We start from the raw sequence: 26,291 nt of genomic DNA, 5'->3' as shown, positions 1-26,291 counted from the left end.
ATTGAGGTTCGCGTTGCTTAGCAACGCCTTTTTTGAATTGAATGTCGAGACTCGAGAAATCAGCAATGGCTATTCTATCCCCTAATCGCCTTTAATGGCTTTTAATAATCCCCAATGACCAATGACTAATGACCAGTGACCAATTCACCTGAGACTTGAGGGGCGAAGCCCCGTGCCCGCGACTTGCGACTAAATTACCATATCCACATCCTCGTGGTCCTGGAACGCTTTGAAGAGTTTGTCGCGCTCCTCTTTGCTCTCGACGTGGCAGCTGGCGTTGTGGCTGTGGAATTTGCCGGTGCGCGATGCGTTGCCGGGGGAGGAGAGGTGCTCTTTGTGGCCCAGGACCTCTTTGACGGCGGCGGCGAGCTTCTCTTTGTCCCGTCCGATGATCTTGAAGCCCCATTGGCGGGGGTAGCTCAATTCCTCTTTTTCAAGCTTTTCGTTGATAGTCTCCACTTTTGCCTCCTGTTTTGGACTCGAGACGGATCTGACGGATCACCATCCCCTTGTCGATGGCTTTGAGCATATCGTAGATGGTCAGCAGGCCGACGCTCACGCCGGTGAGGGCTTCCATCTCCACGCCAGTTTTGCCGGTGAGCTTGGCGGTGACGTAGAGTTTGAAGCCGGGGAGCTCGGGCAGCTCTTCGATCTCGGTCTTGACGGAAGTGAGCATCAGAGGATGACACATCGGGATCAGCTCGGGGGTACGTTTGGTCCCCTGGATCGCCGCGATGACGGCGGTCTGCAGTACCGGGCCCTTCTTGGCGGTATTCTCCACTACCGCCCGGTAGGCATCAGGGCTCATTTCGATCATGCCTGATGCCGTGGCGCTGCGGAGTGTGTCGTCCTTGGCGCTGACGTCGACCATTTTCGGCTTGTCCTGTTCATCGAGATGCGTCAATTCCATCCGGGAAATCCTTGTTTTCTTTTGATTATAGCACATCAACGTGACGAAATAACGAAGAAATGACGTAAAAAAAGATGAAATTTAAGAATTATTTCATCATTTGGGCGCTATAGTTCGGCTGAGGGTAAGGAGGTTGTTTTGACAGTTGCACTCATCAGACAGCTCTCCGGCGACGAATCGTTACTGCAGCAGCGGGCCGCGATCATGGCCTATGCCGAGCAACGACAGTTGACCCTTGAGAAAGAGATGATTGAATTTGAGCGGGCGGGCCGTCCTCTGAAAGAGCGTAAGAAATTTCAGGATTTTTTACACTCGCTTCAGGAGGGGGATCAGCTGGTCGTCGCAGAGATCGGTGTATTGGGTGAAACGGTGGAAGAGGGCATTGTGGTGATCAACTGCATGCTCACCCACGGGATTACCCTGCACCTGGTCTCTCCGGGCCTGGTGGTCGAACGCCAGACCGGGCTCGCGACGATTCTGCCGGTGCTGATGCGGCTGGATGAGCAGCGCCAGACCCGGGAGAAGGATCATCGGGTCGGACGCCCGAAAGGCCGACGCTCCGCCTCCAAATTCGATGTCTATCTTCCCCAGATCATGTCCGGGCTCAAAGCGGACAAAAGTGTCAGCGCTTTGGCCCGGGAGCTGGGGGTGAGCCGCAGTTCGCTCAAGGACTATATCGAATCGAGGCGTCTCAAGGAAATCCTGGACGATTCCTGGCTGGAAGAGGCTAAGAAGACCCATCAGATGGCGGAGGCGGAAAAGCCGGTCATGGCTTGCACGCTCAAACAAGACTAAACGTAAGTAAAATAACGATTCCACGACAAAGGATATCACGATGCAAGACGCAACGCTCAATGCCGGTGCGACACCCAAGCCCAAGAAGAAAAATCGGGCCAAAGATTATCTCAAGGGTTGGGTCCCCTATCGGATCAAGCGCTATTGGACCTTCGGGATCATCTCGACGATCGCTTTGGTGCTTCCCTGGATCCGGATCAACGGCAACCACTTCTTTTTGCTGAACTTCGACCATAAGCAGCTTCACTTCTTCTTCGTTCGCTTTGATATGCAGGAGCTCTATCTGATGCCTTTCCTGCTGATGCTGCTCTTCCTGGGTATTTTTGCCATGACCAGTGTGGGCGGCCGGGTCTGGTGCGGTTGGGCCTGTCCCCAGACCATCTTCCGGGTCATTTACCGGGACCTTTTCGAAACCAAACTGCTCCATCTGCGCAAGCGGATCAACAACAAGCAGATCGAACCCGATATGTCCAAGCCCGAAAACCAGATCAAGCGTCTCATCGCGATCCTGCTCTGGTCGATCCTGGCCTTCATCGCCGCGGCCGATTTCCTTTGGTATTTCGTTCCGCCCGAGGATTTCTTCCGTTACATCACCGATCCTGCCAACCATACCGTGTTGATGGGCTTCTGGATCGGAATCGCCCTTTTCTTGATCGCGGATATCGTTTTCATCAAAGAGAATTTCTGTGTCTACATCTGCCCCTACAGCCGGGTCCAGTCGGTCCTTTATGACGATGATACCCTGATGGCGGTCTACGACCCTGTCCGCGGAGGGCACATCTACGAAGGGACCGGGAACAACCGCCACAAAGTGGTCACATCGGTCAAGGAGCTGCATCAGAGGGAACCGGAGGCGGAGTGTACCGCCTGTGAAAGCTGTGTAAAGGTCTGTCCTACCCACATCGACATCCGCAAGGGTCTGCAGCTGGAGTGTATCAACTGTCTCGAGTGTGTCGATGCCTGTACCAAAGTCATGGGTGCTCTGGGCAAGCCCTCGCTGGTGCGCTGGTCGAGTGAACGCGAAGCGGTCCTGCACGAGGGGAAAACCCGGATTTTCCGTCCCAAGGTCATCGCCTACTTCACGGTTCTGGCGATCGTGCTGGTGGCCCTCTTTGTTATGGGAAGCAAGAAAGAGCATATGCTCCTCAACGTCAACAAAACGACACGCCTCTATAAGGTTCATCCGGGCGGTATCGTCGAGAACGATTATCTCTTCCTCTTCCAGAATACCGAGGATAAGCCTCACCGCTACACCTTCGAAGTGGTAGACCATCCCGAGATCAAGATCGTCCGCCCCAAAGGCAGCTTCGAGCTGGGTGCACGGATGAAGAAGAAAAAAGTTGTCGTCCTGGAGACGGATAAAGTCTTGGCGAAAAATACCAAGAAAGATACGCCGATCCCCATCACGATCCACGCCTATGCAACGGATGATCCCAAGCGTGTCACCGTTACCCGTAAGACGGTCTTCGTCTATCCTCCCTACGATGAGGTCGAAAAGGCCCGCAAACAAAAATAGGAAAGCTTCCAGTTTGGCAACTTCACCCCTCGGCCCAAATCCGGCCGCGGGGTTTTTTTTGGTTAAAATATATCGACTTATATAAAAGATAAGAAGATCAAATACCACAAGGAGTGAGTATGGATAAGAAAGATAAAAAGGTTTTGGTTCTCGGCGGAGGGTTCGCCGGGATTGAGACAGCGATCTTTCTCCGAAAAAAGGGCTATCCCGTAACCCTGGTGAGCGATCGGGACTATTTCTACATCTACCCCACGTCGATCTGGATCCCCACAGGAGAAGCGAAGTTCGAGGATATCGCGGTCCCGCTCAAGGATTTGCAGAAAGCCCACGGCTTTGAACTGGTCATCGACCGGATCACGGAGATTCGCTCTAAAGAGCACAAAGCCATCGGAGAAAAGGGCGAATACAGCGGGGATTATCTCGTGATCGCCATCGGCAGCGGCAAGGTCAAGCACGAAGGAAACGAGCACTTTCTCTCCATCTGCGGCAAACCGGAAGAGTCCCTCCAGATCAAAGAGCGTCTCGATGCGCTGATCGCCAAAGGAAGCGGCAAGATCGCTATGGGCTTCGGCGGCAATCCCAAAGACCCCAGTAACGTCCGGGGAGGGCCGGCCTTTGAAGTCCTCTTCAATGTCCACAATCGGCTCAAGAAGCTGGGAATCCGCCAAAACTTCGAGTTGACCTTTTTCGCTCCAATGAAAGAGCCGGGGGCGCGTATGGGACCCCAGGCGCTGAAGATGATGGGGGTCTTCTTCAAAAAGCTCGATATACATACCCATTTCGGAAAGAAGATTCAGCGCTTCGAAGCCGACGGCATTGTCTTCGAGGATGAGAGCAAACTGGAGAGCGACTTCACGATGTTCATCCCTGCCGGGAATGGGCATCCGGTTTTCCAAAATTCCGATCTGCCCCTCAACGAGGCGGGGCTCATCCGTATCAACGACTATTGTGAAGTGCAGCACAATTTCGACGACATCCCCGAAAGGTACAATGTCTTCGCCATCGGAGACTCCGCCGCGATCGACGGACCCGACTGGCGGGCCAAGCAGGGGCATATCGCCGAGGTGATGGCCCGAAACGTCGCTTTCAATATCGACGCGATCGAGCAGGGCAGAGAGGAGCGCAAAGGGTATCTCGAACACCTCAACATCCTCTGTGTGATGGATACCGGCGACGGGGCCGCCTTTGTCTACCGCGACAACAAAGGAGGCAAGATGGTGCCTATGCCCGTCATCGGCCACTGGCTCAAGAAGGGCTGGGGCTGGTATTGCCGCAATTCGAAACTGGGAAAAATCCCCCGCATCCCCGGGATGTAAATTTCAGGGAAGTTCCCTCTTCCCATTATTCCCCGCCTGCCACTCAGGGTAACACTTGATCAAAATCAAGTTTTTTTCATCAAATAGGACAAAAGAACTCCAATTTAAGCTATACTCTTCTCAGTGCATTACCCGATTACAGGTAAGCGTCCTATCAAAACTATTTCAAAAGGATACCCATGGCAACTGTTACACTCAAAGGCAACGAAGTCAAACTGGCAGGAAAAGAGAAGAACGTCGGAGACAAGGCTCCCGAGGTTCAGGTGGTCAAATCGGATGACCTGAGTGACATCACCGTCGGCGGCGCCAAAGAGAACGCTCAGCTGATCATCGCCGTTCCCTCTCTGGACACTCCCATCTGCGCGATGGAGACCAGCAAGTTCAACCAGGAGGCTGCCGGAATCGAAGGGCTCGAAGTGACGGTCGTCTCTATGGACCTCCCCTTCGCTGCCAAGCGTTTCTGCTCTACCGAGGGGATCGAGAATCTGACCGTCGCTTCCGACTACCGCAACAAAGATTTCGCCAACGAGTACGGTGTACTCATCGCCGAAGGCCCCCTGGCCGGTGTCACCGCCCGGGCAATCTTCGTCATCGACCGTGACGGCAACATCGTCTACAAGCAGCTGGTCCCCGAGATCACCGAAGAGCCCAACTACCAGGAAGCGCTCGAAGCGGCCAAAGCGGCGGCCGCCAAGTAAGGTACCTTCTCCTTCAGCACGGGAATTCCCGTGCCACTTCGTCTACCCATTTTCCCCCATAAAATCAATACTTTCTATGCTAAGATACCGTTATCACTTTTCAAGGATCATTATGAGTAAAATCGTTATAGGCTTGACAGCAGCATTGGCTTTGTGGCTGGGGGGATGCGGCGCCCCAACCGGCAAACCCGGAGGGCGATACAGTGCCAAGGATTGCAAGCCGATTCCTTTCCGACCCGATCGGGCCGCCGACAAGGTGGTCATCAAACAGCGGGAGCACAAGGTCTATGTCTATCACAACGGCAAAGTGATCAAGGTTTTCCGCAGCTCTCTGGGGAAAAACACTATGAGCAGGGGCCCCAAGGTGCAGCAGGGAGACTTCTGTACGCCTGTGGGCCATTACCGCATCGTCGACAAGCGCTGCCACGCTCTGAAATACCGCGCGATGACCATCTCCTATCCCAACACCGAGGATCTTGCCCGCGCCAAAAAGCTCGGGGTCAAACCCGGGGATTACATCACCTTCCACGGCCAGCCCTATTGGAACCGTGACGGCCACGGTGACGAATACACCCTCAAACACGACTGGACCAACGGCTGCATCGCCCTGACCAACAAAGACCTCGACTGGCTCTGGAGCGCCGTCAAGGTCGGCACCCCCATCATCATCGAGCGATGAGCTCCCAAAGCAGACGTTACACCCCCAAACAGATCGAAAAGTACCAACGCCAAAAATACATCGCCCACCTGGAAAAGATCGGCAAGAATCTTTTCCGCCTCCTCCGCCATCCCGATACCAGCGCTTTGAAATTCCGGCAGCGATTCACCGAGCTGATGCAACGCCTCGACGAGCTGGATCAGATCCGCCTCGACAGCGAATATCTGCGGGAGAGTGAAAATCATTACCGGAGCTTTTTCCGGCGGATCGACCGGAAAGATTTCGACGATCGGGAATTGGACGGGATGCGTGAAGCGGAGATGAGTAATCTCAACCGCCTCCAAAAGATGAAGAACCGCAGCAGTTACCGCAAAGCGAAGCATCGGGAACGGGTGAAGAATGATGGATGGGAATAGTAATTGAGAATTGAGAATGGAAAATGGAGAATTGTTTTTGGCCTGATTGATAGAAGTTACCCTAAAAGTTACCCCTAAAATTTTTTGATTTACGTGAAATTGGCCTGAGCCAGTAGGGATAGAAAAAGTAGAGAGATGGGCCTTAATGAGCCATTTTTTGGCAGGTTGCTGAGTTGCTTAGGATTGGGATAAATTGGGGAATGGTGGACCCTACCGGGATCGAACCGGTGACCTCCACGCTGCCAGCGTGGCGCTCTCCCAGCTGAGCTAAGGGCCCGGGAAAGAAGTGACGGCATTATAGCCGAGGGAAGTTTAAAAAAACTTGAAAGGAAACCCTCTCAGAGTTTGAGGACGAAATATTTTTGGGCTTCTGCTTTGCTCGTGAAGGGTTCGACCTCATAAATTTCGTCACCCACTTTCACTTCATAGCGCTCTCCCGGCAGGCTTTTGCCGTAGGTGAGGGCGATGCGGGCGGCCAGCTCCCGGTCGGCTTGGGTGGCGCCGTGGTAGAGGAGGGAGTAGGGGCCCGCTACCGGCAGGCGGACCGGGATGTAGTCGGGATTGACGACCTTGAGCAGGGCTTCGTTGTCCTCTTTGTGGCGGCCTACCACCAGTTTGGCTCCGTCAGGCAGGCGGAAATGGCGGCCGTATTTGAGCAGATCGATATCCTCGACACCGAACTCTTCGTGGGCGATGAAGTCCCGCAGCTTTTGGCTGAAGGCGGGATCGGTAAGCAGGCAGCCTCCGCCGGGGCTCTCGTAGTCTTCCCATCCGTAGGCCGCCGCCATCGCCAGCTGGCGTTCCCGGCTCCGGCCGTTGATATCTAGGAGTTTCTCCCGGTCGACCCAGCCCTCCAGCTCGGGCTTGGTGGGGGGCAGGAGCTTGGCCGAGAGGGGGCGGAGGATCAGCTTGTCCTCATTGTCCCCGGCCAGCTTGCTCACCTGTCTCAGGGCATCGGGGCGCTGGCTCATGGGGCGCTGGCCTACCACTTCGCCGGTGACCAGAAACGAGGCCCCCTCTTCGGGCATCAGGGCCCGGGCGATCTTGAACATATAGCCGTGGCAGTCGATGCAGGGGTTGAAGTTTTTGCCGTAGCCGTAAACGGGGTCGAAGAGAATGTTCTGGATGTAATCCTCCCGTACATCCACCATCCGAAAATCGGCGCCGGCCAGCTCGGCCCGCCGTTTGAGCTGCTCGCTCACGTCGCCGGTGCTGCCAAAGCCGATGTGGACATAGAGGGCGGTGACGTCGATGCCCTGTTCGGTCATCAGTTTGACGGCCAGCATACTGTCCAGGCCGCCGCTAAAGAGTGAAATCGCTCGCATAAGGGACAAGTTCTCCTTTTTTCAGTCGGGGAAGTATATCGGTTTTGATTTTGCGAATCCAGTAGCTCTTTTCCTGATAGGGAAGCCGGGGATTGCGGGTGATCTCCTGGAGTTTGAGACGGTAGAAACGCTCCATCTGGGCCCGCAGGGTCCGCCAAAAGGCCTCTTCGTCCAGGGGATGGACCTCTTCGGCGATGGCGATTCCCCGCAGGCGGGGGTGTTCCCGCTCCCCCTGGATCAGTGCCTGGAAAGCCTCTTGATACTCCCCCGCCATTCTCGGGTCGATGAGGTCCAGCACTTCGTCGATGAGCCGCTCGTTCTCCAGCAGGGTGCGCAGAATCGCCTGCCAGGCGGGATCCTCCTTGCTCCGGGTAGACGTGCCGAACTCCTCCTGGCGGCGGTTGCGGTTGCGCCCGGGGGTAAAGAGGGCGGCGTGGACCCCCAGCAGGGTAGCGGCCTGGGGGATGTAACTCTCGCGGATGATGGGGCTGAGGGTCTCCAGGAAGCTCCTGGCTTCACCGAAGGCCCGTTCCTTTTCCCTGGGATTGTTCAGGTCGTGGGCGGCGGCGATCTTCTCCAGCACGAAAGGAATCAGGGGTGTGCCGCTGCCCAGGAGCTTTTTGAGCCCCTGCAGATCCCCCTGATGGACCATATCGGCCGGGTCCTGCCCGCCGGGGAAGAGAACCACCGAGCCTTCGAAACCGTGGGGGGCCAGGAGCCGGGCCGCTTTGAGGGCCGCGGCGACCCCGGCGCTGTCGCCGTCGTAGGCCAGGGTGATGGCGGGCTCGCCTTTGCGCAGCAGAGGCAGGTGTTCGGCGGTCAGGGCGGTTCCCAGGGTGGCGACGGCGGTACGGAAGCCCGCCTGGTGGAGCATAATCACATCGAGATACCCTTCGCAGACGATGAGCTCTTTTTGGTGGTAGATGTGCTCCTTGGCCCGGTGGTAGCCGTAGAGGAGGCGGGATTTGTTGAAGAGCCGGGTCTGGGGGGAGTTGATGTATTTGGCAGGGTGGTCTCCCAGGGTACGGCCGCCGAAGCCCACCAGCGCCCCGGCGGGAGAGTAGATGGGGAAGGTGACCCGCCGATTGAGCCGGGCGTAGAATTCGCCGCGCTCCCCCTGGGCGACGATGCCCGCCTCCGCCGCCAGAGGCAGGGGGATGCTCCGGGAACGCAAAAAGGCCATCACCTCCTCCCCGCCGGGGACATAGCCGATGCCGAAATCCTCGATGGAGGATTGGGTCACACCCCGGGAGCGCAGATACTCCAGGGCCTGGGGCTGGTGGTCGAGCTGGGAAGTGTAGAACTGCTGCATCAGCTCCAGCACACGCTTGGCTTCGCCGTATTGCCCTTTGCCCTGGGTGTATCGGAGGGAAAAGTTGTACATCGCCGCGATCTTTTCGATCGCCTCGGGGTAGCTGAGCTTTTCGTACTCCATCACGAACTTGATGGCGTCTCCCCCCACGCCGCAGCCGAAGCAGTGGTAAATCTGCCGCTGGGGGTTGACGTTGAAGCTGGGGGTCTTCTCGCCGTGGAAGGGGCAGTTGCACTTGTAGTTGGCCCCGGCCTTTTTGAGTTCGAGATAGTTGCCGATGACATCGACGATGTCGATGGACTGTTTGAGGGCTTCAATAGAGGAGGGATCAATCATAGGAGGATTATAGCAGTTTGGGCATTGGTGTATTGGTGTATTGGTCGTTGGTCGTTGGTCGTTGGTCGTTGGTCGTTGGTCGTTGGTCGTTGGTCGTTGGGGCGGTGGATAAAAATTACTGGTTACTCATTTCTCGGTTGCTCGGTTTCAAGAGACCGGATATAATATCTTTCAAAAAAGAGGTACGGTGAACGGATTTCTTCCCAGTTACCACGATCCCGTCTTCAGTATCATTCTCATTGTGCTCATCGCCATTGCCGTGGCGATGGTGGCCCAAGCCTGGAGCCTCTATCGGCGGGAGCGGCTGCAAAAGAGTCTCTACTCCTTTCTGGACAAGTTCGACAGTGCCAGCTGCAGCCTCGAAGAGGAGGAGGTCCCGTTTGAAGAGGGGATGGCCAAGCCGCTGCTCCTTCTGGCCAAAGCCTTCGAGCAGAGCGGCAACTATTCCAAGGCGATCAGCATCTGCCTCTACCTGATCCGCCATACCAAAGACGACGAGCTGCTGATCTATCTCGGCAGCGTCTATCTGCGGGCCGGGTTCTATCAGCGGGCGGAGGAGATCTTTCTGGAGATCATCGCCCGGCATCCGAGGCGCAGCGATGTGTTGACGCGGCTGGAGTACATCTATGAATCCCTGCGGGACTTCGACAAGGCACAAGAAGCCCTGGAAGCCCTCGCCGCCCAGGGGGTGGAGACCGGGGAGATGGAAGAGCACCTGCGCTTTCTGCAGATTCGTCACGACCCCCAGAGGCTCCCCGCTCAGAAAGCCGAAGCACTGGAGGCGTTGCTGGAGGAGGAACCGAGGCTCTACCGGCCGGTGCTCTCGGAGCTTTTCCGGCTCGATACGGACCGGGCCTGGAAGCATTGCTCTTCGGAGCGGCTGCCCGAGATCCTCGATCTGCTCTGGTTCCTCCCCCCGGCGCAGCTTCGATTGGATATAATTGCCTCCGAACCTGCCCTGCAGGCGCTCTATTACGCCCGGGGCGACCTGGAGGAGGCTCCGCAGCAGCCGACGGGGATTTTCGCCGTGGATATGCTCGCGGCCGCCCGGCGCAGCGGCTACGTGGAGGGGGATCTGAGCTTCGGATATCTCTGCCGGGAGTGCAAGCAGAGCTTCCCGGTCTCCTTCGTCCGCTGCCCCTCCTGCCTGGCGCTCAATACCCTGAAAGTCGAGGAACACCTTGTCCAGCAACAGCCTGAAAACCGTGACACTCTACTCTGACGGCTCCAGCCTGGGCAATCCGGGCCCCGGCGGCTACGCCGGGATCCTGGAGTACCGGGGCAAACGCAAAGAGTACGTCGGCGGCGAAGCGATGACCACCAACAACCGGATGGAACTCCGGGCGGTCATCGAGGGGCTCAAGCTCCTCAAAGAGCCCTGCAACGTTGAAGTGGTCACCGACAGCAGCTATGTGGCCAAGGCGATCAACGAGTGGCTGCCGGGCTGGATCGCCCGCGGCTTCAAAAAGGTCAAAAACCCCGACCTCTGGCAGGAGTACCTCGAAGTTTCCAAACCCCATCGGGTCCACGCCACCTGGGTGCGGGGGCACAACGGCCATCCCGAGAACGAGCGCTGCGACGAATTGGCCCGCAGCGAAGCCGAACGGCAAAAAGCGAATGCACGTCAAACGAAAGGATAGATTTTATGGAAAATTATCACGAATTGGAACGACGCCTGGGCTATGAGTTCAAGAACCCTCAGCTCATAGTCGAGGCGCTGACCCACAAGAGTTACAAAAAGCCCTACAACAACGAGCGCCTGGAGTTTCTGGGCGACGCGGTGCTGGATTTGATCGTGGGGGAGTTTCTCTTCCACAAATTCCCCCAAAGTGACGAGGGGGTCCTCTCCAAGATCCGGGCTTCCCTGGTCAACGAGAGCGGCTTCGCCACCCTGGCGCGGGCCATCGACCTGGGGCGCTACATCTACCTCTCTCCGGCGGAGGAGAACAACCAGGGCCGCAGCAAACCCTCCCTGCTTTCCAACGCCTTCGAAGCGGTCATCGGGGCGATCTACCTGGAGGCGGGACTGGAGAATGCCCGCTCCATCGTCGTCAGACTGCTGGACGAGACCTACCCCCGTATCGATCTGGATACCCTCTGCAAAGATTACAAGACGGCGCTGCAGGAGCTGACCCAGGCGACCCACGGCGTGACGCCCGACTATGAGATGATCGGCTCCAGTGGGCCCGACCACCGCAAAGAGTTTGAAGTGGCGGTGAAGCTGGATGGCGAAACCATCGCCTCGGCCAAGGGGCGCAGCAAAAAGGCGGCCCAGCAGAAAGCCGCCGAGATCGCCCTGCAGAAACTGCGTAAGGAGCGGGGATGAACACCTTCGGACGGAAACTGAGACTGACCACCTTCGGAGAATCCCATGGCAAAGCGATCGGCTGTGTGCTCGACGGCGTGCCGGCGGGTCTGGCCATCGACGAAGCCTTTATCCAGAGTGAGCTGGACCGCCGCCGTCCTGGGCAGAGCGCCCTGACTACCGGCCGCAAAGAGCCCGACCGGGTAGAGATCCTCTCGGGGGTCTTCGAAGGGAAATCCACCGGCACCCCCATCGCGATGGTGATCTTCAACACCGATCAGAAGAGCCGGGATTACGAGAATGTCAAAAAGCTCTTCCGCCCCGGCCACGCTGACTACACCTACTGGACCAAATACGGGATCCGGGATTACCGGGGCGGGGGACGCTCCAGCGCCCGGGAGACGGCGGCGCGGGTTGCGGCGGGGGCCGTGGCCAAGCTGATGCTCAGGGAGTTGGGAATCACCGTGGAAGCGGGGATCGTGGAGATCGACGGGATTGAAGCGAAACGCTGCGATTTTGAGCACGCCAAAAAGAGCCCCCTCAACGCCCTCGACCCCGAGGCGGAGAAGGCGCAGGAGGCAGCGGTCTTGGCGGCCAAAGAGGCCCACGATTCCGTCGGCGGGGCTGTGCTGACCCGGGCCGTGGGAGTTCCGGCGGGCCTTGGCGAGCCCCTCTATTACAAACTCGACGCGATCCTGGCCGAGGCGATGATGGGGATCAACGCCGCCAAAGCGGTGGAGGTCGGCGTAGGGGCCGCCGCCGCACGGATGAAGGGGAGCGAGAACAACGATCCGATTACCCCGGAGGGCTTCGGGAGCAACAACAGCGGCGGGATCCTGGGCGGCATCAGCAACGGCGACGAGATCTACGTCACCACATGGTTCAAGCCCACCCCCAGCATCTTCAAAGAGCAGCAGAGCCTCACCACCGAAGGGGAGAGCATCCGCTACAAGCTCAAAGGCCGCCACGATCCCTGCGTCGCCATCCGGGGGGTCATCGTCTGCGAAGCGATGATGGCCCTGACCCTGGCCGATATGGCCCTGCTCAATATGGGAAGCAGGATGGAACACCTGACGAAGGTTTACAGCGAGCTGTAAACCTTCGGATTGAGAATTTTGGATTTTAGATTTTGGATTGAGAATCTTCCTGAACAATCTCAAATGACTAATATTCCAAAAATCTTGCGACTTGCGACTTTTGAATGATGAAAAAATCTACCCACTACCCACTACGGACTACCCACTTTTTTCCCTTTTCTCTGCTTCTGCTCTTGCTGTTCACCTTGCCTTCCCCGGCCCGGATCGACTACTCCCGTCTGCCGGCGGCGCGTGCTTTTGCTGAGAGGATGCATCAGCGTTACGGCTTTGACGAAGGGGAACTTCTTGGGCTGTTGAAGCGGGCCCGGCATCAGGCCGAAACGCTGGCCCGTTACCGGGGGCGGCACAAGGTGGGGGCTACCGATTACAGTTGGCACCGTTACAAAAGCAGGATCCTGGTTGACGAAAGTGTCAGGCTCGGTGTCAAATTTATGTCACGCTACCGCCGTTGGCTTTCGCTCGCTTCCCGGCGCTATAGGGTCGCTCCCAAGATCATCACCGCTTTTATCCGGGTGGAGAGCAAGTTCGGGCGCTACGGCCACGAATATCCGGTCTGGGATTCACTGGTGACCTTGGCCTTCAACCCCAACCGTAAGCAGAAGTTTTTCAGGGGAGAGTTGGAGAAGCTGCTGATCCTGGCTCGAAAGAACCGGCTCGATCCCCTGAAACTGCGGGGTTCCTTCGCCGGGGCGATGGGGTGTGCGCAGCAGGTCCCTTCCATTCAGCTGCGCTACGGAGTGGATCTCGACGGAGACGGGCGAAAAGATCCCGACTCTATCGCCGACTGTATCGGAACGATTGCCAACTTTTTGCACCGAAACGGATGGAAAAACAACCGGAAGACGCTGGTGCGCGCCCGACACAGGGGAGAGGGGTTCTTGCGCCTTCGCAGCGGTTACCGTAGCCTCTACCCCCTGGCGACCCTCCGCCGCTACGGTGTCACTCCCGCCGAGCTCTTCGGGGGGAAGAGTGCCTACTATCTCCGCCTGCGTGACGGCAGGAAGTGGGATCTTTTCCTGGGAGACCGGAACTATCGGATCATTACCCTTTACAATGCGTCGAAACGTTACGGAGTGACGATCGCGCTCTATGCCGAAGCGCTGCGATGCCGGCATTAGGCCGCTAATTTCCGACGCTCGGTTCTCCTCTGTTCCTTTCTTTCTTCTTTGTTCCGCCACAAAGAAGAAGAGAAACGAACCCAAAGAAAGAAGAAAAGGCGATGCACTGACGTCCGCTAGAGACTACCAAGAGTTTGAGCTGTTTTATCTGCTTATAGACTTCCTATTTTTAAAAAAAGCGTTGCAAAGCAACGCAAACCAAAATTTCTAGTTTCTAGTTTCTAGTTTCTCATTCCTCTCTTTCATCCCCCGCAGTGAAAACCCAAAGACCGACCCCTCTCCGGGGACGCTGCGTATTTCGAGCTCCGTTCCGTGGAGGCGGAGGATGTATTTGACGATGTAGAGGCCTACGCCGATGGAGTTGTTCCAGCTGAGGCGGTCGACGCGGTAGAATTTTTTGGTGATCTTTTCCAGGTCTCCAGGCTCGATCCCTTCTCCCCGGTCGATCACCTCCAGTTTTTCGGCATCACAGCGGACGATCACCTTGTCAGCGGAGTATTTCAGGGCATTTTCTATCAGGTTCATTACCGCCTGCTCGATCATATCCCGGTCGGCTTCCAGCTCGACGGGTTCACACTCCAAAACAATCTCCCGGCCCGGGTATTTCTGCAGCAGGGTCTCCCGCACGGAGCTGATGACTTGAGAGAGGGGGAAACGGTTGCGCTTGGGGGTGAAGCCCCGGTTCTCCAGGCGGATGGCGAGGGATAGGCGGTCGATCATCGCCGAAATCTTCTCGGCGTTGCTGTGGATCTTCTCCAAAAAACGCTCCCGGATCTGGGGATCGAGGTTTCGGCTCTCCCGGAGGGTCTGGGCGTAGCCCATAATGGCGGCGACGGGGTTTTTGAATTCGTGGCTGATGGCGGAGATGATGTCGCTCTGGCGCCGGGTGAGGGTTTTGAGTTTTTTGGTGTATTTGGCCTTTTGGCGCTCCCGTTTCGCCAATTTTTTGGAGACCTTCCGGAGCATCTTGCGGATCTGGGCGAACTCTTTGCAGCACTCGACCGTATCGATCTCGGCGTCGTAATTTTTTTCCAATAGCTGCTCCAGGGAGCGGCGGAGGCGGTCGCTGTCGCCCTGGATTCGGCGATTGAGCCGGAGGCTCAGGGCGAGAATCAGCAGAAGGATCAGGGCGAAAAAGCCCAGGGCTTTGAGCCAGAGCTGTAGGAGCTGACGGTGGATGCGCTCCAGGGAGTAGGCGGTTCTGAGGTAGGAGTCGCCCTCCCGGTGGGCGATATAGAGGAGGTCCTCATCCAGAGTGGCCGAGTGGCGCACCGCTTCGCCCCATCCCGATTTTTTGGCCTGGAGGATCTCGGGGCGGGTGGCGTGGTTCTCCATCCCCACGGGAGAGCGGTTGCTCTCAAAGAGCACCTTTCCGTCGGGGGCGATGACGGTGATGCGGATGCCGGTCTTTTGGTGGATGGTGCGCAGGGTGGCGGGGATCTTCGCGGGAGGGAGGGTTTGGAGCTCCTGCTCGAGGATCGTCAGGCTGTTGCGCAGCATACGCGCGTGGGTGTCGATCTCCATTTGCCGCAGGAGGTAGTAACCGGTAAGCGCCGCCAGGATGAAGGTCACCGTCAGGATCAACGCACTCCGGCGGAAGAAGAGTTGGGAGAGCTTCAGCATAGACGGTATCCCGCCCCTCTGACCGCTTCGATGGTGGGGGCTTCGGGGTCGCGTTCGATCTTCTTCTTGAGGCGGTTGACGGCGACGTTGACCGTTTTCTCTCCGCGCTCCCCGCTATCATCCCAGACTTCATCGAGGAGCTCTTCGCGGCTGATGACCCGGCCGGGGTTTTCCAGGAAATAGCGCAGGAGCTCGAATTCGAGCCGGGTGAGGCTCAGCTCCTCCCCCTCCAGTTCGATCCGGCGTGCCGGCAGATCCATCTTCAACGCGCGGTGGCGGAGGATCTCCTCCTCCGAGGCTTGGCCGCGGCGCAGCAGGGCTTTGACCCGCCAGACCAGCTCGTTCATATTGAAGGGTTTGCGCAGATAGTCGTCACCGCCGCACCTAAAGCCCTCTTCCACATCTTCGTCCCGGTCTTTGGCGGTGACGAAGATCACCGGCAGGCCGAAGCCCTCCCGGCGCAGAGCCGCGATCAGTTCGCTCCCCTCTTCGCCGGGGAGGTTGCGGTCGACGACCATCAGGGCTACCTCTTCCTCTTCCAATGCCTGCCGGACCCCTCTGGAAGAGAGGAACCCCATCGTCTCAAACCCGGCGTTTTGGAGATGAAACTCCTCCAGTTCGAGGATATCCTCTTCGTCTTCGATGATGAGAATGAGGGGTCTTCGCTCCATAAATCTTCTCTCGTATCCCGGTGTGTGACTCTGATACGAATCTTATCATAACGGAACGGATAGGATCCGCCCCGACGGTAACAAAACGGTAACAGGGCTTTCAATGGGGTGTAAAGCTAGCTTTGATACCATAGCCTTGTTTATCGACTTCATCCCAAAGGAATGACGGTGGAAATCAACACCTTCGAAAAGATCCAGAAAAAGACGGCCAAGAAGACCCGGAACGACTTTCTGAAGTTGGGCCTCTCCCTGATCTTCATGGCCCTGGTGCTGCTGGCAACCTGGAACAAGATCCCCGGCAACCCCTTCCTGGCCGTTGCCGCGGTCTTCGGCGCCTATATGGCGATGAACATCGGGGCCAACGATGTGGCCAACAACGTTGGTCCGGCGGTGGGCTCCAAAGCCCTGTCGATGATGGGAGCGGTGATCCTGGCGGCGATTTTTGAATCGGCGGGAGCGCTCATCGCCGGAGCGGATGTCACCGGCACCATCAAAAAAGGGATCATCGATCCGGCCGCCTTCGCTCAGCCCGAGTATTTCGTCTGGGCGATGACCGCCGCGCTGCTGGCGGCTGCCCTCTGGCTCAACCTGGCCACCTGGCTCAAGGCCCCTGTCTCCACCACCCACTCCATCGTGGGCGGAGTGATGGGGGGCGGGATCGCCGCCGCCGGTAGCTTCGCCATCGTCCACTGGGGAACGATGGGCAAGATCGTCGCCAGCTGGATCATCTCCCCGATCCTGGGCGGCCTCATCGCCGCGGGTTTCCTCTACGCCATCAAAAAGACCATCTTTTACCAAAAGGACACTAAAGCCGCCGCGATGAAGATGGTCCCCCTCTATGTGGCGGTGATGGGCTGGGCTTTCATCACCTATCTCATTATGAAGGGGCTTAAGCACCTGGTCAAGCTGGGCTTCCCCACCGCGGCGGCAATCGGCGTGCTGGGAGCGATCGCGATCTTCTTCGGCGTCAAAAAGGCGATCGCCAAATATGCCCATCTGGTCAGTGACGAGCGGGAGAGCGTCAATCGCCTCTTTACCATTCCCCTCATCTTTGCCGCGGCTCTGCTGAGCTTCGCCCACGGCGCCAACGACGTGGCCAACGCCGTCGGCCCCCTGGCGGGGATCTACGACGCCCTGGCCCACTCCGCTGTCTCTACCAAGGCGGCGATCCCCCTTTGGGTGATGCTGATCGGTGCTCTGGGGATCTCCCTGGGGCTGGCCCTCTACGGCCCCAAGCTCATCAAAACCGTCGGCAGCGAAATCACCGAGCTCGATCAGGCGCGGGCCTTCTCTATCGCTCTGGCGGCGGCCATCACCGTCATCATCGCATCGCAGCTGGGCTTGCCGGTCAGCTCCACCCACATCGCCCTGGGCGGGGTCTTCGGTGTGGGCTTTTTGCGGGAGTGGCTCGACCGCACCCAGCGCCTGCAGTATCGCATCAAAGAGGAGCGTGAGAAGATCGAAGCCCTCAAGCGCAAACTCTCCGCTCTGAAAGAGGAGCTCAAGTCCCTGGAGGCCAAAGAGGAGAAATCCCACGCCGACTATGAGCGCATCGTCCATCTCTTCGAAGCCATCGAGGGTATGGAGAAGGAGCTTAAGGCCGAGACCAAGGCTCTCAAACGGGTCTATAAAACCCGCTACGTTCAGCGCAGCGCCGTCAAGAAGATCGTCGCCGCCTGGGTCATCACCGTGCCTGCTGCCGCTGTGGTTTCGGCATTGATCTTCTATATCATCAAAGGGGCGATGCTCTGACCCCTTTGAGCTTGTTCCCAAAAGTCGTTTGCAAAATTACTTCTTACGTAAAAATCCTCTCTTCCATTCCTGCTTCTTTGTTCCTTTCTTTCTTCTTTATTTCGCCACAAAGAAGAAGAGAAACGAACCCAAAGAAAGAAGAAAGGGCGAAGAACTGTCGTCAAATTGATACCCCCAAATTTGATTGGAGCTTTTGTTTGCCTAAGTTAAGCGGTTTGAGCGTATGAAAACTCCTCTACTTTTGGAAACCTTGCGTATCGAGGGGGGTGAGGTTCAGAACCTTCTCTGGCACAACCGCCGCTTCAACCGGAGCCGTCGGGAGCTTTTCGGGGCGGAGGAGGAGCTGGATCTGGCCGATTTTCTTGGGGATCTTCCCGGAGAGGGGATCTGGCGGGCGAGGGTGCTTTATACATTATATATAGAGAAGGTCGAGCTTCTGCCTTATACCCTTCGTCTGCCCAAGAGCTTCGCCTCGGTGGAGTTTCAGGATGATTACCGTTTCAAATATGCTGATCGGAGCTCTTTCGATGCGCTCAAAGCGGCGCACCCCGAAGCGGAGGAGCTTCTGCTCTGCCGCGACGGCCTGCTCACCGACACCACCATCGCCAATTTGGCCCTCTACCGGGATGGACGCTGGTTCACCCCCGCCCGTCCTCTGCTGGAGGGCACCACCCGGGCACGACTGCTGGTGGAGGGGAAGCTGATCCCCGCCGAGATCCCCTGCGCAAGTCTCGGGGAGTATGAAGCGCTGGCGGTGATGAATGCGATGATGGGGTTTCGGGTTTTGGAGGATTGGGAGATTGTCTAAAAGTCGCAAGTCGCAAGCACGGGGCTTCGCCCCTCAAGTCTCAAGAATAGAGCTGTGTTAAGTGCTATGTGCTACGTGCTAAGATTTTTTGAGACTATTTCCTTTGAATTCTTCTCAAACCATAATTCTCCATTTTCAATTCTCAATTACTCGGTTGCTAATTGATTTGATCTTTGTTTCGCCACAAAGAAGAAGAGAAACGAACCCAAAGAAGAAAGGGCGAAAAACTGTCGTCGGGGAGAAACCACCAAGAGTTCCCAACTATCATATATGCTTCCTCTTTTGAATGAAACTTGGCAAAGTAGGAGAAACTAAAATTTCTAGTTACTTGTTACTAGTTTCTAGTTACTCCCGAGTATAATACGCCTAAAAGAAATGCAAAAGGACCTCCCATGCCCAAGAACGACCCCTTCCAGTCCGAAGCCTATCGGCAGATCCAGCGGGAGCATCTCTACCGGACCATCGCCTTTCTCCTGGAGGAGGGGATCGAGTTCGCCGTGGCGGCGGAGGTGGAGTATCTGCAGTTCGAGCCGCCTCTTCCCGAAGAGGTCGCCGAGCGGATGGCACCGCTTTCGCTTTTTGTTCTGAGCAACTATACTTTCGAGAGCAGCAGTGTCGATGAAGAGGTGCTCAGCTTCGAGGCGGGCTTCGGTCCGGAGAATTTCGGAGCCCTGGTGACGGTGCCGCTGCTGGCGATCAAACAGGTGATCGTGGGCGAATATCCCATCGCCATCAACATCGCCGAGCCATCTCCCCTTGAGGCCCCTGAAACCGCACATTCCATGGAAGCCCTTCTCAGCAACCCCGAGAACCAAAAACTCCTCAAAAAAAAGAAGTAAGCCACCCGAGTCCTTAAATGAGAGTACATTTTTGCTTTGATTAATCGGAAAATCAATAAATAGCAATATGGGTATATTTTTTAATATGTCTCAAAAGTCCCATATAATGGATTCTTTGAACTTTGTCTGTTAATTTCTTGTTTATTTTTAGTTGGAATACCGTTAATTTCCTTGACAGGAGATCGAAAATGGTGTTATACTTTCGCTGTAACTAAAAACAAGGAGTTTCAAATGAAAAAAGGTCTTTTGCTCTCAGTAGCAGCTTCCGCAATTATCTTCGCCGGTGGCGATATCGCTCCCGTAGAGCCTGCAGCACCCGCATCTGCAGATTTCTGGGGACAGATCGGGTTCCGTTATGAGGCGAACTCATTCGACGGAGACGCTCTGAGCATTGTCAACGGAATGCCTGTGTGGAATCACACCAAGGTAGATTTTGGTGATGAAGAAAACAACAAATTCAGTACTAGTGTAGTACTGGGTGTTGAGAAACAACTGGGTTACGGCTTCGGCTTCGGTGCTGAAGTTGCCGGTTGGACCGATTTCGGTTTTGATATCGCCGATAATGCAGCCGTTGTGGCATCTGATGCAACTTCCGCTGAAGTTTCTCAAGCTTACCTGACCTACAGCTTCGGCAACACAGCCATCAAAGCCGGTCGCCAAGCTCTGCCCAAAGCGGTTTCTCCCTGGGCATGGTCTGACCGCGATGCCGGCGTACTGGATATCACTTATGAGGGTGTCGTAATCGCCAACACTGATATCCAGGATACTACTCTGGTCGGTGCCTATGTTGCCAATGCAGTGAATGAAGATACAACTATTCATATCGGTGAAAATGGCGATATCGATGGTCTCTATATGCTGGCAGTCATCAACAAGTCTCTGGCCAATACGACTCTGAGCGCTTCTGCGTATTATCTGCCCAAAGCAATCAGTGCTACGAGTAGTGATGCTGAGTGGTCTCTCTGGGCATCTGCCGTTGGCAATGTTGACAGTATCAACTGGGGTCTTCAGGGTGTCTATGTCGATGGTGACGCAAATGGCAAGGATGCCACTTACGGTATCGCCGGTAAGATCGGTTCCAGCTGGGGTGATTTCGATGCCAGCCTGATCGCTGCCTATGTCAATGACGGTGACTTCAGTATGAAAACTGCCGGTACAGGTGCTAGCACTAGTGCTTTCTGGGGTAACAGCATCGGTGGCCTGATGACAGGTGGTGACACTCTGTATAACACTGATCAGACGATTATTCGTGCAGTTGCAAGCTACAAGATCTGGAACGGAAAAATCTATGGTGAGCTTGCCTATGACAACTTCGGTGACAATTGGAAGAACATCCTCAGTGGAGAGTTCGATGATGCTTATGGCGCTCGTATCGGCTATAAATTTAATGTAGCAGGTGTTGATGCCAACATCGAGTACCGCTATGTTAACTATAACGCTACTGCTAATTGGGATGATCTGACCTTGCAGCGCATCCGTGTCGAGGCTTACTACAAGTTCTAATCCTTGCACACCCTTTCGGGAACGGGCTTCGGCTCGGGCCTGAATTTTCCTTTCTTTATTCTTCATTCATTCAATTTTTCTCAACTATTTTTACATACATAACTTTTCCGATTTTGCCTTCCTTTGTATAGACAAGTATATGCTATGATTTCCACATGACAATTTATAAAATGTTTATGTTATCTATTCTAGCCGTAGGCTTGTCGGCATGTGCCGATACACGGACCCCGCCCGCCGATATCTGGGGTGGTGTGGGCTTCGTTTATGAATCGGGCAAGAACAGTGGGGTTTACAAGAAGGGGGGAGCCGCTGCTGTTGGATTCGAGAAACGTTTGAGCTCCGGCCTCGGTTTCGGGGGAGAGGTGGCAGGATATTGACCCCTGTGTCAAGATGCTTTCCATTGAAGAGAATGATCAAACGTCTTCTTCGATGAACGATCACGATATCAAGGGTTGATAGTGAAAAATTTGGTTGAATATCTGGCATCGTCGGGGGTGATCTGCCGACGTCTGGAAGAGGTCACGCCGCAACAGTTGGGAAGCCGAAAACGGGTGAAGATCTATCGGGGGGTCGGGACGGATGACTATTACTGTATGATTCTGGTCCTGCGAAAAAAGAGCCGGATTCTCCGCAAAGAAGCGGAAGAGCTGGAAGAACTTCACAGGCGCTTGGAAGAAAAAATGAAAGCGAAGGTCAAGAAACTCTATTTGCTCTACCATGCCCCCTTATGCTCCAAGGCGAAAGCCTGGCTTTCGGAACGGGGATGGAGGCTTATGGCTTTGCCGGATTAATCAGGACTCCTGCTCCTTTTTGTATTCCAGGATCATTTTCAGCGCTTCGTCCTTGAGGAGGAGTTTCTCTTTTTTGATCTGCTCCAGTTCCGCGTCGCTCAGATGCAGGCGTCCTTCGTCTGCATCTTTTGCTTTTTGGTCCAGTTCGTTGTGTTTCTCGAAAATCTTGGCGAAGTGGGCGTTTTTCTGTTTGAGTTCACTGATCTCTTGACGGTATTCAGAGAGCATTTTTTTCTCCTTATATAGATTGGTAGGATAATGTCATTGTAGCCAGAGGGGGGTTAAAAGAGCGAGAGGTGAAGTGTCGGGGAGACCCGGAGGCTGCTATACCGAAGGGGTTTTTCGGCGGAAGCGCTTGATACGGGGGCTCATCATCAACAGGAAGCTCACGAGAAAGACCGCTTCGAGGATCAGGGAGACGATGATCACCTTGGCTGTGCCGTTGGGGTCGTCGGTATAGGGGAGCCCCCCGGTATTCATCCCGAAAAACCCTGTCACCAGAGTCAGGGGCAGGAAGATCGCCGAAATGATCGTCAGCCAGTACATATTGCGGTTCATCCGCTCGTCGACCTTGGTGCGGTAGAAGTCGTGGAGGTTGTCCAGTTTCTCCATCGCCGCTTTGGAGAGGTCCCGCACCCGAGTCATATGCTCCAGGATGTCGGCATAGGCCAATTCGTCGAAATCCTTGGACTTTTTGCCGTAATGGACGAAGAGTTCGAAGGAGAGGGTCGCGTGGAACATCAGGCGGTTGATGAGAGAGACCTCCTTTTTGTAGGTGATCCAGCGCTCCATAAAGTCTCTGGGGGAGTGGTCGTCATAGAGGGTCTCTTCGAGCCTGTCGATCTCCACGTGGTATTGGCGGATTTCACGAACCAGGCGGTCGGTGGTCTCATCGAGGATGCGGTGGAGATCCTGAAAAGTCCCGATCGCTTCGAAATCTCTCTTGTCACGATTGTAACGGTAGCACTTGCCTTGCCGGGTGAGGAAAGCCAGGGAGTTCACTTCCAGCTCACCGTTCTTGCCACGATGGGGAAGGCGGAGGATCAAAACGGCGTAATCATGGCCGCTTTCGAAATCGGAAGGGTGCTCCGGGTTTTCAATATCTTCAAGGATCAGGGTATCCAGAAATTCGGCAAACTCTTTATTCATTTACAATCACTTTCATTTAATTTTTCGGAAGTATAGCGACACTTCAGCGGAAGCGCCAGTATAATGTGGGATAATCGGTCAAAATATTCAGCAAGGCAAATAAGAAAATGAAGAAAAAACTTATAGCAATCTTGATCGTTTTGGCGGCGGTATTTCTGGGAGGGAGGGCTTGGATCTCTTCGCACGGGGAACAATACCTCAAAGAGGTGCTCGATGCCTACAACCGCGGGCAGAGAGGAGAAGCTGTCGCGGACCTCCGGCATTTCGAAAACGGTTTTTCCTCGGCCCGGGCGGAGATCAATGTCAGCTTCCCCGGAGCGGAGACGGAGGATTTTCCCCTGCAAAACCCTCTGATCATCCCGGCCAGGCTTCGCTATGGCCCCGTCGTGGAGGGGCTCAGCCCGGCATTGATGGAGCTCGAATTCGACGACACGATCAACCGCTGGCTCAAGCCGGAAGTACGAAAACATTTCGAAGAGGAGGTCGAAGGGAATGTGACTCTCCGCTATCGGGGGTTTCTGGACTGGTCCAAAAAGATGCACGAGAAGATTACCATCGGGCAAATTCTTTCGAAGGATCCCCACAGTGAGGGCTTCCTGCTGATCGCCCCGATCCGTATCCGAAGCGATTACGACCTGCGGACCCTGGCCGGGAAGGCGACGCTGCTCAGTGAAAAGATCCACGCCAGCGATCCCAACCAGCACTCGGAGCTCAACATTACCCGTCCCGAGCTGGCGATGGAGGTGACGGAGTTTCCCGAGACCGGCCCTATCTTCGGCCGCCTGATGATCCGGGCAAAGGAGATCTCCCTTACCCGCAGCGACATTCGTCCCCCGATAGAGATGCGCTTCTCCGGCAGTATCGGCGGAGCCCTTCTGCACAGTGCCCCCCAGGAGGCGGGTGTGGCCTTCGGGACGGACCTGCATACCGAGGACCCCGCCACGATCCATGCCTGGCAGGGGCTTCGCCGCGTCAAGACCGATCTGAAGGTCTCGGGCCTAGGGCTGAAAGGGCTTGAGGAGCTGAGCGCCCTGCAACAGCGCCAGCTAAAGTTGCAGCAAGAGTTGGGGCGCGCCTCGGGAGCGGGAGACGATGTAGCGATGCAAAAAGCGATCCTGGCCCTTCAATCCCTCAACGATGATTGGATAAAGATCTACAACGATCTGCTCATCCCCGGAAAAACCCACCTCACGCTCAATGAAACCCTTGTCAGCAAGAAGACAAGCACGCTCAAGCTCGACCTGACCTTTACGGGGCAGAAGCTCCGAGGCAACGCTATGTCGGCGATGATCGCCCTGATGGCCCATCTGGACCGGCTCGTCGAGGGAAGCTTTGAGTTGACCCTGGAGAAGGAGTTGGCGCACAAACTCTATCCCAATGCTGTCTTCATCCTCGATTCGATGGTTTCGAAGAATATGGCGACCCTCAAAGAGGGGCTCTATCATCTCAAAGGTCGGATCAAAGAGGGCAAGATCATCATCAACGGCACCAAATACGCTCCCCAGGAGCTGATAATGATGATCCTGATGTAAACGATGTGTGCGATCTTCGGCATTCTCGGCCGCTATGAATCCAAAGAGGCGAGGGAGGCCTTTGATCGCCTGAGCCATCGTGGCCCCGACGACAGCCACTTGATCCTGCGTGACGAGGGAGCCTGGGGGGTCCACCGCCTGGCGATCGCCAGTGCCGGCGAAGCGATAGAGCAGCCCTTTGAAGAGGGTGGGGAAGTTCTGCTTTTCAACGGAGAGATCTACAATGTCCGCGCTCTGGCCGATGAACTTGGGATCGAAGGCGATTCGGAGAGCCGGGTGCTCCTGGCGGCGTGGCGGCGATGGGGCGCAGCCTTTGTGGAGCGACTTCGGGGGATGTATGCCATCGCCATCCTCCGCCCCGCTGAGGGGAAGGTCTCCCTCTTTCGCGACCCGTCGGGTAAAAAACCCCTTTTTTATCTGAATAGCCGAGATTTTTTCGCCTTCGCCAGCGAAGCCAAGGCCCTCTACACCCTCAAACCCTTCCATCTCGAACGGCGGCACCTGATCCAGTACCTCGGTTTTCAATCGACAATCGCCCCTCATACACTGGACCGGGAAGTAAAAAAGATGGAACCAGGCGAGCATATTGAGTTTTTATTTGAAATCCAAAATCCAAAATCCAAAATCCAAAATTCCATTTACGATCCCTGGCTGGAGGGCCCCATTCTTTATCGGAAGGAAACTTCGGCGGCAAGCGCGGTGGAAGAGGCGCTTGATGAGGCGGTGGCTTCGAGGATCCCGCAAAAGGTGGAGTGGGGGGTGTTGCTCAGCGGAGGGCTCGACTCTTCTTTGGTGGCGGCCTTGGCGGCGAATCATAGCGAGAGGCCTCTGCGGGCCTTCAGCGTGAGTTTCTCCGGCTACGATAAATACGATGAAGCGCACTGGGCGGAGCAAACGGTCCGTCATCTGGGGGCGGAGCATCGGGTCTACCCCTTCGGCAAGCGGGAGTTCTTCGAGACGCTGGAGGCGTTACTGCCCCTGCTGGATGAGCCCCTGGGGGACCCGGCGATGGTGCCGCTCTTTTTCCTGCTGCGCCAGGCGGCAAAAGAGGGGGTGAGGGTGGTCCTGGGAGGTGAGGGGAGTGACGAACTCTTCCTCGGGTACCGCACCTATCCGGAGTATTTCGCCGTGGAGAAGGCGAGAGAACTCCCCTACCGCAACTGGCTGCGCCACTACTTCCGGGCCCACTATTCGGAGAACAAGGAGTGGGAGTGGTACAAAAGGGCCTGGGAGGATACGCCTATTTTCCGCTCCACGGCAGAGCTCTATACCGATTTGCAGCTCAACCGCCTCCTGCGGCAGAATGTCCGGGACGGGGCCAACCTGGAGGCGATCCGCCCCTGGCTGGAGCGTTTCGAAGCTTCGAAACGGAGCCATAGCGCCGACTGGTACAGCTATCTGGATCTGAAGGTGCTCCTGGGAGAAGTCTATCTGGTCAAGCAGGACCGGGTCAGTATGGCCGCCGGCATCGAAGCCCGCTCCCCCTTTTTGGACCGCCGGGTGATCGAAACGGCCTTTGCCATCGACCCCCAGCTACGTATCGACACCGCCCCCAAGGGAATTCTCAAGATGGTTGCCCAAAGATATCTTCCCGCTGAGATCGTCCATCGCAAGAAAAAGGGGCTCAACTACCCCTTTATCGAGTGGATCCTAGAAGAAGACGGCATCGAAGTTCTTTGGCGCTTGCAGGAGAGAAGCGGGCTGTTTAACGAGGAGCAGCTGGAGTTTTTGGCGAGGGGGGCGGACCGGGGAAAGTTCCGTCAGCATCTTTTCCCCCTCTATCTCCTGGCGAAGTGGCTGGAGAGTCGAGAAAACGGGTGA

At 56.0% G+C, this 26,291-nt stretch carries 27 protein-coding genes and 1 tRNA gene; 19 read left to right on the top strand and 9 right to left on the bottom strand.

Annotated features, from left to right (window positions below; all coding sequences use genetic code 11):
• Positions 1-189: 189 nt before the first annotated feature.
• Positions 190-459 carry an HP0495 family protein gene (locus NITSA_RS10505; RefSeq protein ID WP_013555009.1) on the bottom strand — a complete coding sequence of 90 codons (270 nt, stop codon included), beginning with the start codon at positions 457-459 and terminating at the stop codon, positions 190-192.
• Complete coding sequence (gene moaC / locus NITSA_RS10500; RefSeq protein ID WP_013555008.1) at positions 434-910, bottom strand: cyclic pyranopterin monophosphate synthase MoaC; 477 nt, start codon at positions 908-910, stop codon at positions 434-436. Before moaC ends, NITSA_RS10505 begins: the two co-directional genes overlap by 26 nt.
• A gap of 138 nt (positions 911-1,048) precedes the next feature.
• Between moaC and NITSA_RS10495 the strand changes: the two genes are divergently transcribed.
• From NITSA_RS10495 to NITSA_RS10470, 6 genes are all read left to right on the top strand, one after another.
• A complete protein-coding gene (locus NITSA_RS10495; protein WP_013555007.1) occupies positions 1,049-1,705 on the top strand; it encodes a recombinase family protein in 657 nt (218 codons plus the stop codon).
• A 40-nt stretch (positions 1,706-1,745) separates the two neighbouring features.
• Positions 1,746-3,221, top strand: coding sequence for a cytochrome c oxidase accessory protein CcoG (ccoG, locus tag NITSA_RS10490; RefSeq protein ID WP_013555006.1), 1,476 nt, complete (start codon positions 1,746-1,748; stop codon positions 3,219-3,221).
• 119 nt (positions 3,222-3,340) lie between these two features.
• Positions 3,341-4,537 carry an NAD(P)/FAD-dependent oxidoreductase gene (locus NITSA_RS10485; protein WP_013555005.1) on the top strand — a complete coding sequence of 399 codons (1,197 nt, stop codon included), beginning with the start codon at positions 3,341-3,343 and terminating at the stop codon, positions 4,535-4,537.
• Positions 4,538-4,716: 179 nt separating this feature from the next.
• Positions 4,717-5,235: a thiol peroxidase gene (tpx, locus tag NITSA_RS10480; protein ID WP_013555004.1), complete on the top strand. Its 519-nt coding sequence runs from the start codon at positions 4,717-4,719 to the stop codon at positions 5,233-5,235.
• A gap of 112 nt (positions 5,236-5,347) precedes the next feature.
• Positions 5,348-5,914, top strand: a complete 567-nt coding sequence (locus tag NITSA_RS10475) for a L,D-transpeptidase family protein (protein ID WP_013555003.1) — start codon at positions 5,348-5,350, stop codon at positions 5,912-5,914.
• A complete protein-coding gene (locus tag NITSA_RS10470; RefSeq protein WP_013555002.1) occupies positions 5,911-6,309 on the top strand; it encodes a hypothetical protein in 399 nt (132 codons plus the stop codon). Before NITSA_RS10475 ends, NITSA_RS10470 begins: the two co-directional genes overlap by 4 nt.
• A 201-nt stretch (positions 6,310-6,510) precedes the next feature.
• On the opposite strand, the gene NITSA_RS10465 is transcribed toward NITSA_RS10470, so the two are convergent.
• The 3 genes from NITSA_RS10465 to dnaG all read right to left on the bottom strand — a co-directional run bounded on the left by NITSA_RS10465 (position 6,511) and on the right by dnaG (position 9,282).
• Positions 6,511-6,586 (bottom strand) — tRNA-Ala (locus NITSA_RS10465).
• 61 nt (positions 6,587-6,647) lie between these two features.
• Positions 6,648-7,634: an argininosuccinate synthase domain-containing protein gene (locus NITSA_RS10460; RefSeq protein ID WP_013555001.1), complete on the bottom strand. Its 987-nt coding sequence runs from the start codon at positions 7,632-7,634 to the stop codon at positions 6,648-6,650.
• Positions 7,612-9,282, bottom strand: a complete 1,671-nt coding sequence (dnaG, locus tag NITSA_RS10455; protein ID WP_013555000.1) for a DNA primase — start codon at positions 9,280-9,282, stop codon at positions 7,612-7,614. Before dnaG ends, NITSA_RS10460 begins: the two co-directional genes overlap by 23 nt.
• Before the next feature lie 187 nt (positions 9,283-9,469).
• Between dnaG and NITSA_RS10450 the strand changes: the two genes are divergently transcribed.
• The 5 genes from NITSA_RS10450 to NITSA_RS10430 all read left to right on the top strand — a co-directional run bounded on the left by NITSA_RS10450 (position 9,470) and on the right by NITSA_RS10430 (position 13,802).
• Positions 9,470-10,504, top strand: a complete 1,035-nt coding sequence (locus NITSA_RS10450; protein WP_013554999.1) for a tetratricopeptide repeat protein — start codon at positions 9,470-9,472, stop codon at positions 10,502-10,504.
• Positions 10,479-10,922, top strand: coding sequence for a ribonuclease HI (gene rnhA / locus NITSA_RS10445; protein ID WP_042204469.1), 444 nt, complete (start codon positions 10,479-10,481; stop codon positions 10,920-10,922). Before NITSA_RS10450 ends, rnhA begins: the two co-directional genes overlap by 26 nt.
• Before the next feature lie 5 nt (positions 10,923-10,927).
• The gene (rnc, locus tag NITSA_RS10440; RefSeq protein WP_013554997.1) at positions 10,928-11,608 is read left to right on the top strand and encodes a ribonuclease III; all 681 of its coding nucleotides are present in this window, start codon (positions 10,928-10,930) and stop codon (positions 11,606-11,608) included.
• Positions 11,605-12,684 (top strand): chorismate synthase, encoded by a 1,080-nt coding sequence (gene aroC / locus NITSA_RS10435; protein ID WP_013554996.1) that lies wholly within the window; start codon positions 11,605-11,607, stop codon positions 12,682-12,684. The genes rnc and aroC overlap by 4 nt, the downstream gene beginning before the upstream one ends.
• A 104-nt stretch (positions 12,685-12,788) precedes the next feature.
• Complete coding sequence (locus NITSA_RS10430; protein ID WP_013554995.1) at positions 12,789-13,802, top strand: lytic murein transglycosylase; 1,014 nt, start codon at positions 12,789-12,791, stop codon at positions 13,800-13,802.
• Positions 13,803-14,009: 207 nt separating this feature from the next.
• Here NITSA_RS10430 and NITSA_RS10420 read toward each other — a convergent pair whose 3' ends face one another.
• Entirely contained in the window at positions 14,010-15,425 is a 1,416-nt protein-coding gene (locus NITSA_RS10420; RefSeq protein ID WP_013554994.1) for a sensor histidine kinase, read from the bottom strand.
• Positions 15,419-16,096 carry a response regulator transcription factor gene (locus NITSA_RS10415; protein WP_013554993.1) on the bottom strand — a complete coding sequence of 226 codons (678 nt, stop codon included), beginning with the start codon at positions 16,094-16,096 and terminating at the stop codon, positions 15,419-15,421. Before NITSA_RS10415 ends, NITSA_RS10420 begins: the two co-directional genes overlap by 7 nt.
• Positions 16,097-16,264: 168 nt before the next feature.
• Between NITSA_RS10415 and NITSA_RS10410 the strand changes: the two genes are divergently transcribed.
• The 6 genes from NITSA_RS10410 to NITSA_RS10385 all read left to right on the top strand — a co-directional run bounded on the left by NITSA_RS10410 (position 16,265) and on the right by NITSA_RS10385 (position 21,789).
• The gene (locus tag NITSA_RS10410; RefSeq protein WP_013554992.1) at positions 16,265-17,848 is read left to right on the top strand and encodes an inorganic phosphate transporter; all 1,584 of its coding nucleotides are present in this window, start codon (positions 16,265-16,267) and stop codon (positions 17,846-17,848) included.
• A gap of 241 nt (positions 17,849-18,089) precedes the next feature.
• Entirely contained in the window at positions 18,090-18,656 is a 567-nt protein-coding gene (locus tag NITSA_RS10405) for an aminotransferase class IV (RefSeq protein ID WP_169308547.1), read from the top strand.
• 392 nt (positions 18,657-19,048) lie between these two features.
• Complete coding sequence (locus NITSA_RS10400) at positions 19,049-19,495, top strand: hypothetical protein (protein WP_013554990.1); 447 nt, start codon at positions 19,049-19,051, stop codon at positions 19,493-19,495.
• 231 nt (positions 19,496-19,726) lie between these two features.
• Entirely contained in the window at positions 19,727-20,998 is a 1,272-nt protein-coding gene (locus tag NITSA_RS10395) for a hypothetical protein (protein WP_013554989.1), read from the top strand.
• 176 nt (positions 20,999-21,174) lie between these two features.
• Positions 21,175-21,375 (top strand): hypothetical protein, encoded by a 201-nt coding sequence (locus NITSA_RS10390; RefSeq protein ID WP_148224982.1) that lies wholly within the window; start codon positions 21,175-21,177, stop codon positions 21,373-21,375.
• Between the two features lie 81 nt (positions 21,376-21,456).
• Positions 21,457-21,789, top strand: coding sequence for a hypothetical protein (locus NITSA_RS10385; protein WP_013554988.1), 333 nt, complete (start codon positions 21,457-21,459; stop codon positions 21,787-21,789).
• On the opposite strand, the gene NITSA_RS10380 is transcribed toward NITSA_RS10385, so the two are convergent.
• Positions 21,790-22,017: an HP1242/YdcH family protein gene (locus NITSA_RS10380; protein ID WP_013554987.1), complete on the bottom strand. Its 228-nt coding sequence runs from the start codon at positions 22,015-22,017 to the stop codon at positions 21,790-21,792.
• Between the two features lie 96 nt (positions 22,018-22,113).
• The gene (locus tag NITSA_RS10375; RefSeq protein WP_013554986.1) at positions 22,114-22,938 is read right to left on the bottom strand and encodes a magnesium transporter CorA family protein; all 825 of its coding nucleotides are present in this window, start codon (positions 22,936-22,938) and stop codon (positions 22,114-22,116) included.
• Between the two features lie 107 nt (positions 22,939-23,045).
• Here NITSA_RS10375 and NITSA_RS10370 point away from each other — a divergent pair, with 107 nt between their 5' ends.
• Complete coding sequence (locus tag NITSA_RS10370; RefSeq protein ID WP_013554985.1) at positions 23,046-24,470, top strand: DUF945 family protein; 1,425 nt, start codon at positions 23,046-23,048, stop codon at positions 24,468-24,470.
• Positions 24,471-24,473: 3 nt separating this feature from the next.
• Positions 24,474-26,291 carry an asparagine synthase (glutamine-hydrolyzing) gene (asnB, locus tag NITSA_RS10365; protein WP_013554984.1) on the top strand — a complete coding sequence of 606 codons (1,818 nt, stop codon included), beginning with the start codon at positions 24,474-24,476 and terminating at the stop codon, positions 26,289-26,291.

Origin of the sequence: Nitratifractor salsuginis DSM 16511 (assembly GCF_000186245.1) — a bacterium.
In the GTDB taxonomy this organism is placed as follows: Bacteria; Campylobacterota; Campylobacteria; order Campylobacterales; family Sulfurovaceae; genus Nitratifractor; species Nitratifractor salsuginis.
This window is presented reverse-complemented; position numbering and strand designations above follow the sequence as displayed.

Coding starts and splice junctions, on each gene's coding strand:
- moaC (WP_013555008.1), bottom strand. CDS start 910: ATGGAATTGACGCATCTCGATGAACAGGACAAGCCGAAAATGGTCGAC.
- ccoG (WP_013555006.1), top strand. CDS start 1,746: ATGCAAGACGCAACGCTCAATGCCGGTGCGACACCCAAGCCCAAGAAG.
- NITSA_RS10485 (WP_013555005.1), top strand. CDS start 3,341: ATGGATAAGAAAGATAAAAAGGTTTTGGTTCTCGGCGGAGGGTTCGCC.
- tpx (WP_013555004.1), top strand. CDS start 4,717: ATGGCAACTGTTACACTCAAAGGCAACGAAGTCAAACTGGCAGGAAAA.
- NITSA_RS10475 (WP_013555003.1), top strand. CDS start 5,348: ATGAGTAAAATCGTTATAGGCTTGACAGCAGCATTGGCTTTGTGGCTG.
- NITSA_RS10470 (WP_013555002.1), top strand. CDS start 5,911: ATGAGCTCCCAAAGCAGACGTTACACCCCCAAACAGATCGAAAAGTAC.
- NITSA_RS10460 (WP_013555001.1), bottom strand. CDS start 7,634: ATGCGAGCGATTTCACTCTTTAGCGGCGGCCTGGACAGTATGCTGGCC.
- dnaG (WP_013555000.1), bottom strand. CDS start 9,282: ATGATTGATCCCTCCTCTATTGAAGCCCTCAAACAGTCCATCGACATC.
- rnc (WP_013554997.1), top strand. CDS start 10,928: ATGGAAAATTATCACGAATTGGAACGACGCCTGGGCTATGAGTTCAAG.
- aroC (WP_013554996.1), top strand. CDS start 11,605: ATGAACACCTTCGGACGGAAACTGAGACTGACCACCTTCGGAGAATCC.
- NITSA_RS10430 (WP_013554995.1), top strand. CDS start 12,789: ATGATGAAAAAATCTACCCACTACCCACTACGGACTACCCACTTTTTT.
- NITSA_RS10420 (WP_013554994.1), bottom strand. CDS start 15,425: ATGCTGAAGCTCTCCCAACTCTTCTTCCGCCGGAGTGCGTTGATCCTG.
- NITSA_RS10415 (WP_013554993.1), bottom strand. CDS start 16,096: ATGGAGCGAAGACCCCTCATTCTCATCATCGAAGACGAAGAGGATATC.
- NITSA_RS10400 (WP_013554990.1), top strand. CDS start 19,049: ATGCCCAAGAACGACCCCTTCCAGTCCGAAGCCTATCGGCAGATCCAG.
- NITSA_RS10395 (WP_013554989.1), top strand. CDS start 19,727: ATGAAAAAAGGTCTTTTGCTCTCAGTAGCAGCTTCCGCAATTATCTTC.
- NITSA_RS10390 (WP_148224982.1), top strand. CDS start 21,175: ATGTTATCTATTCTAGCCGTAGGCTTGTCGGCATGTGCCGATACACGG.
- NITSA_RS10380 (WP_013554987.1), bottom strand. CDS start 22,017: ATGCTCTCTGAATACCGTCAAGAGATCAGTGAACTCAAACAGAAAAAC.
- NITSA_RS10375 (WP_013554986.1), bottom strand. CDS start 22,938: ATGAATAAAGAGTTTGCCGAATTTCTGGATACCCTGATCCTTGAAGAT.
- NITSA_RS10370 (WP_013554985.1), top strand. CDS start 23,046: ATGAAGAAAAAACTTATAGCAATCTTGATCGTTTTGGCGGCGGTATTT.
- asnB (WP_013554984.1), top strand. CDS start 24,474: ATGTGTGCGATCTTCGGCATTCTCGGCCGCTATGAATCCAAAGAGGCG.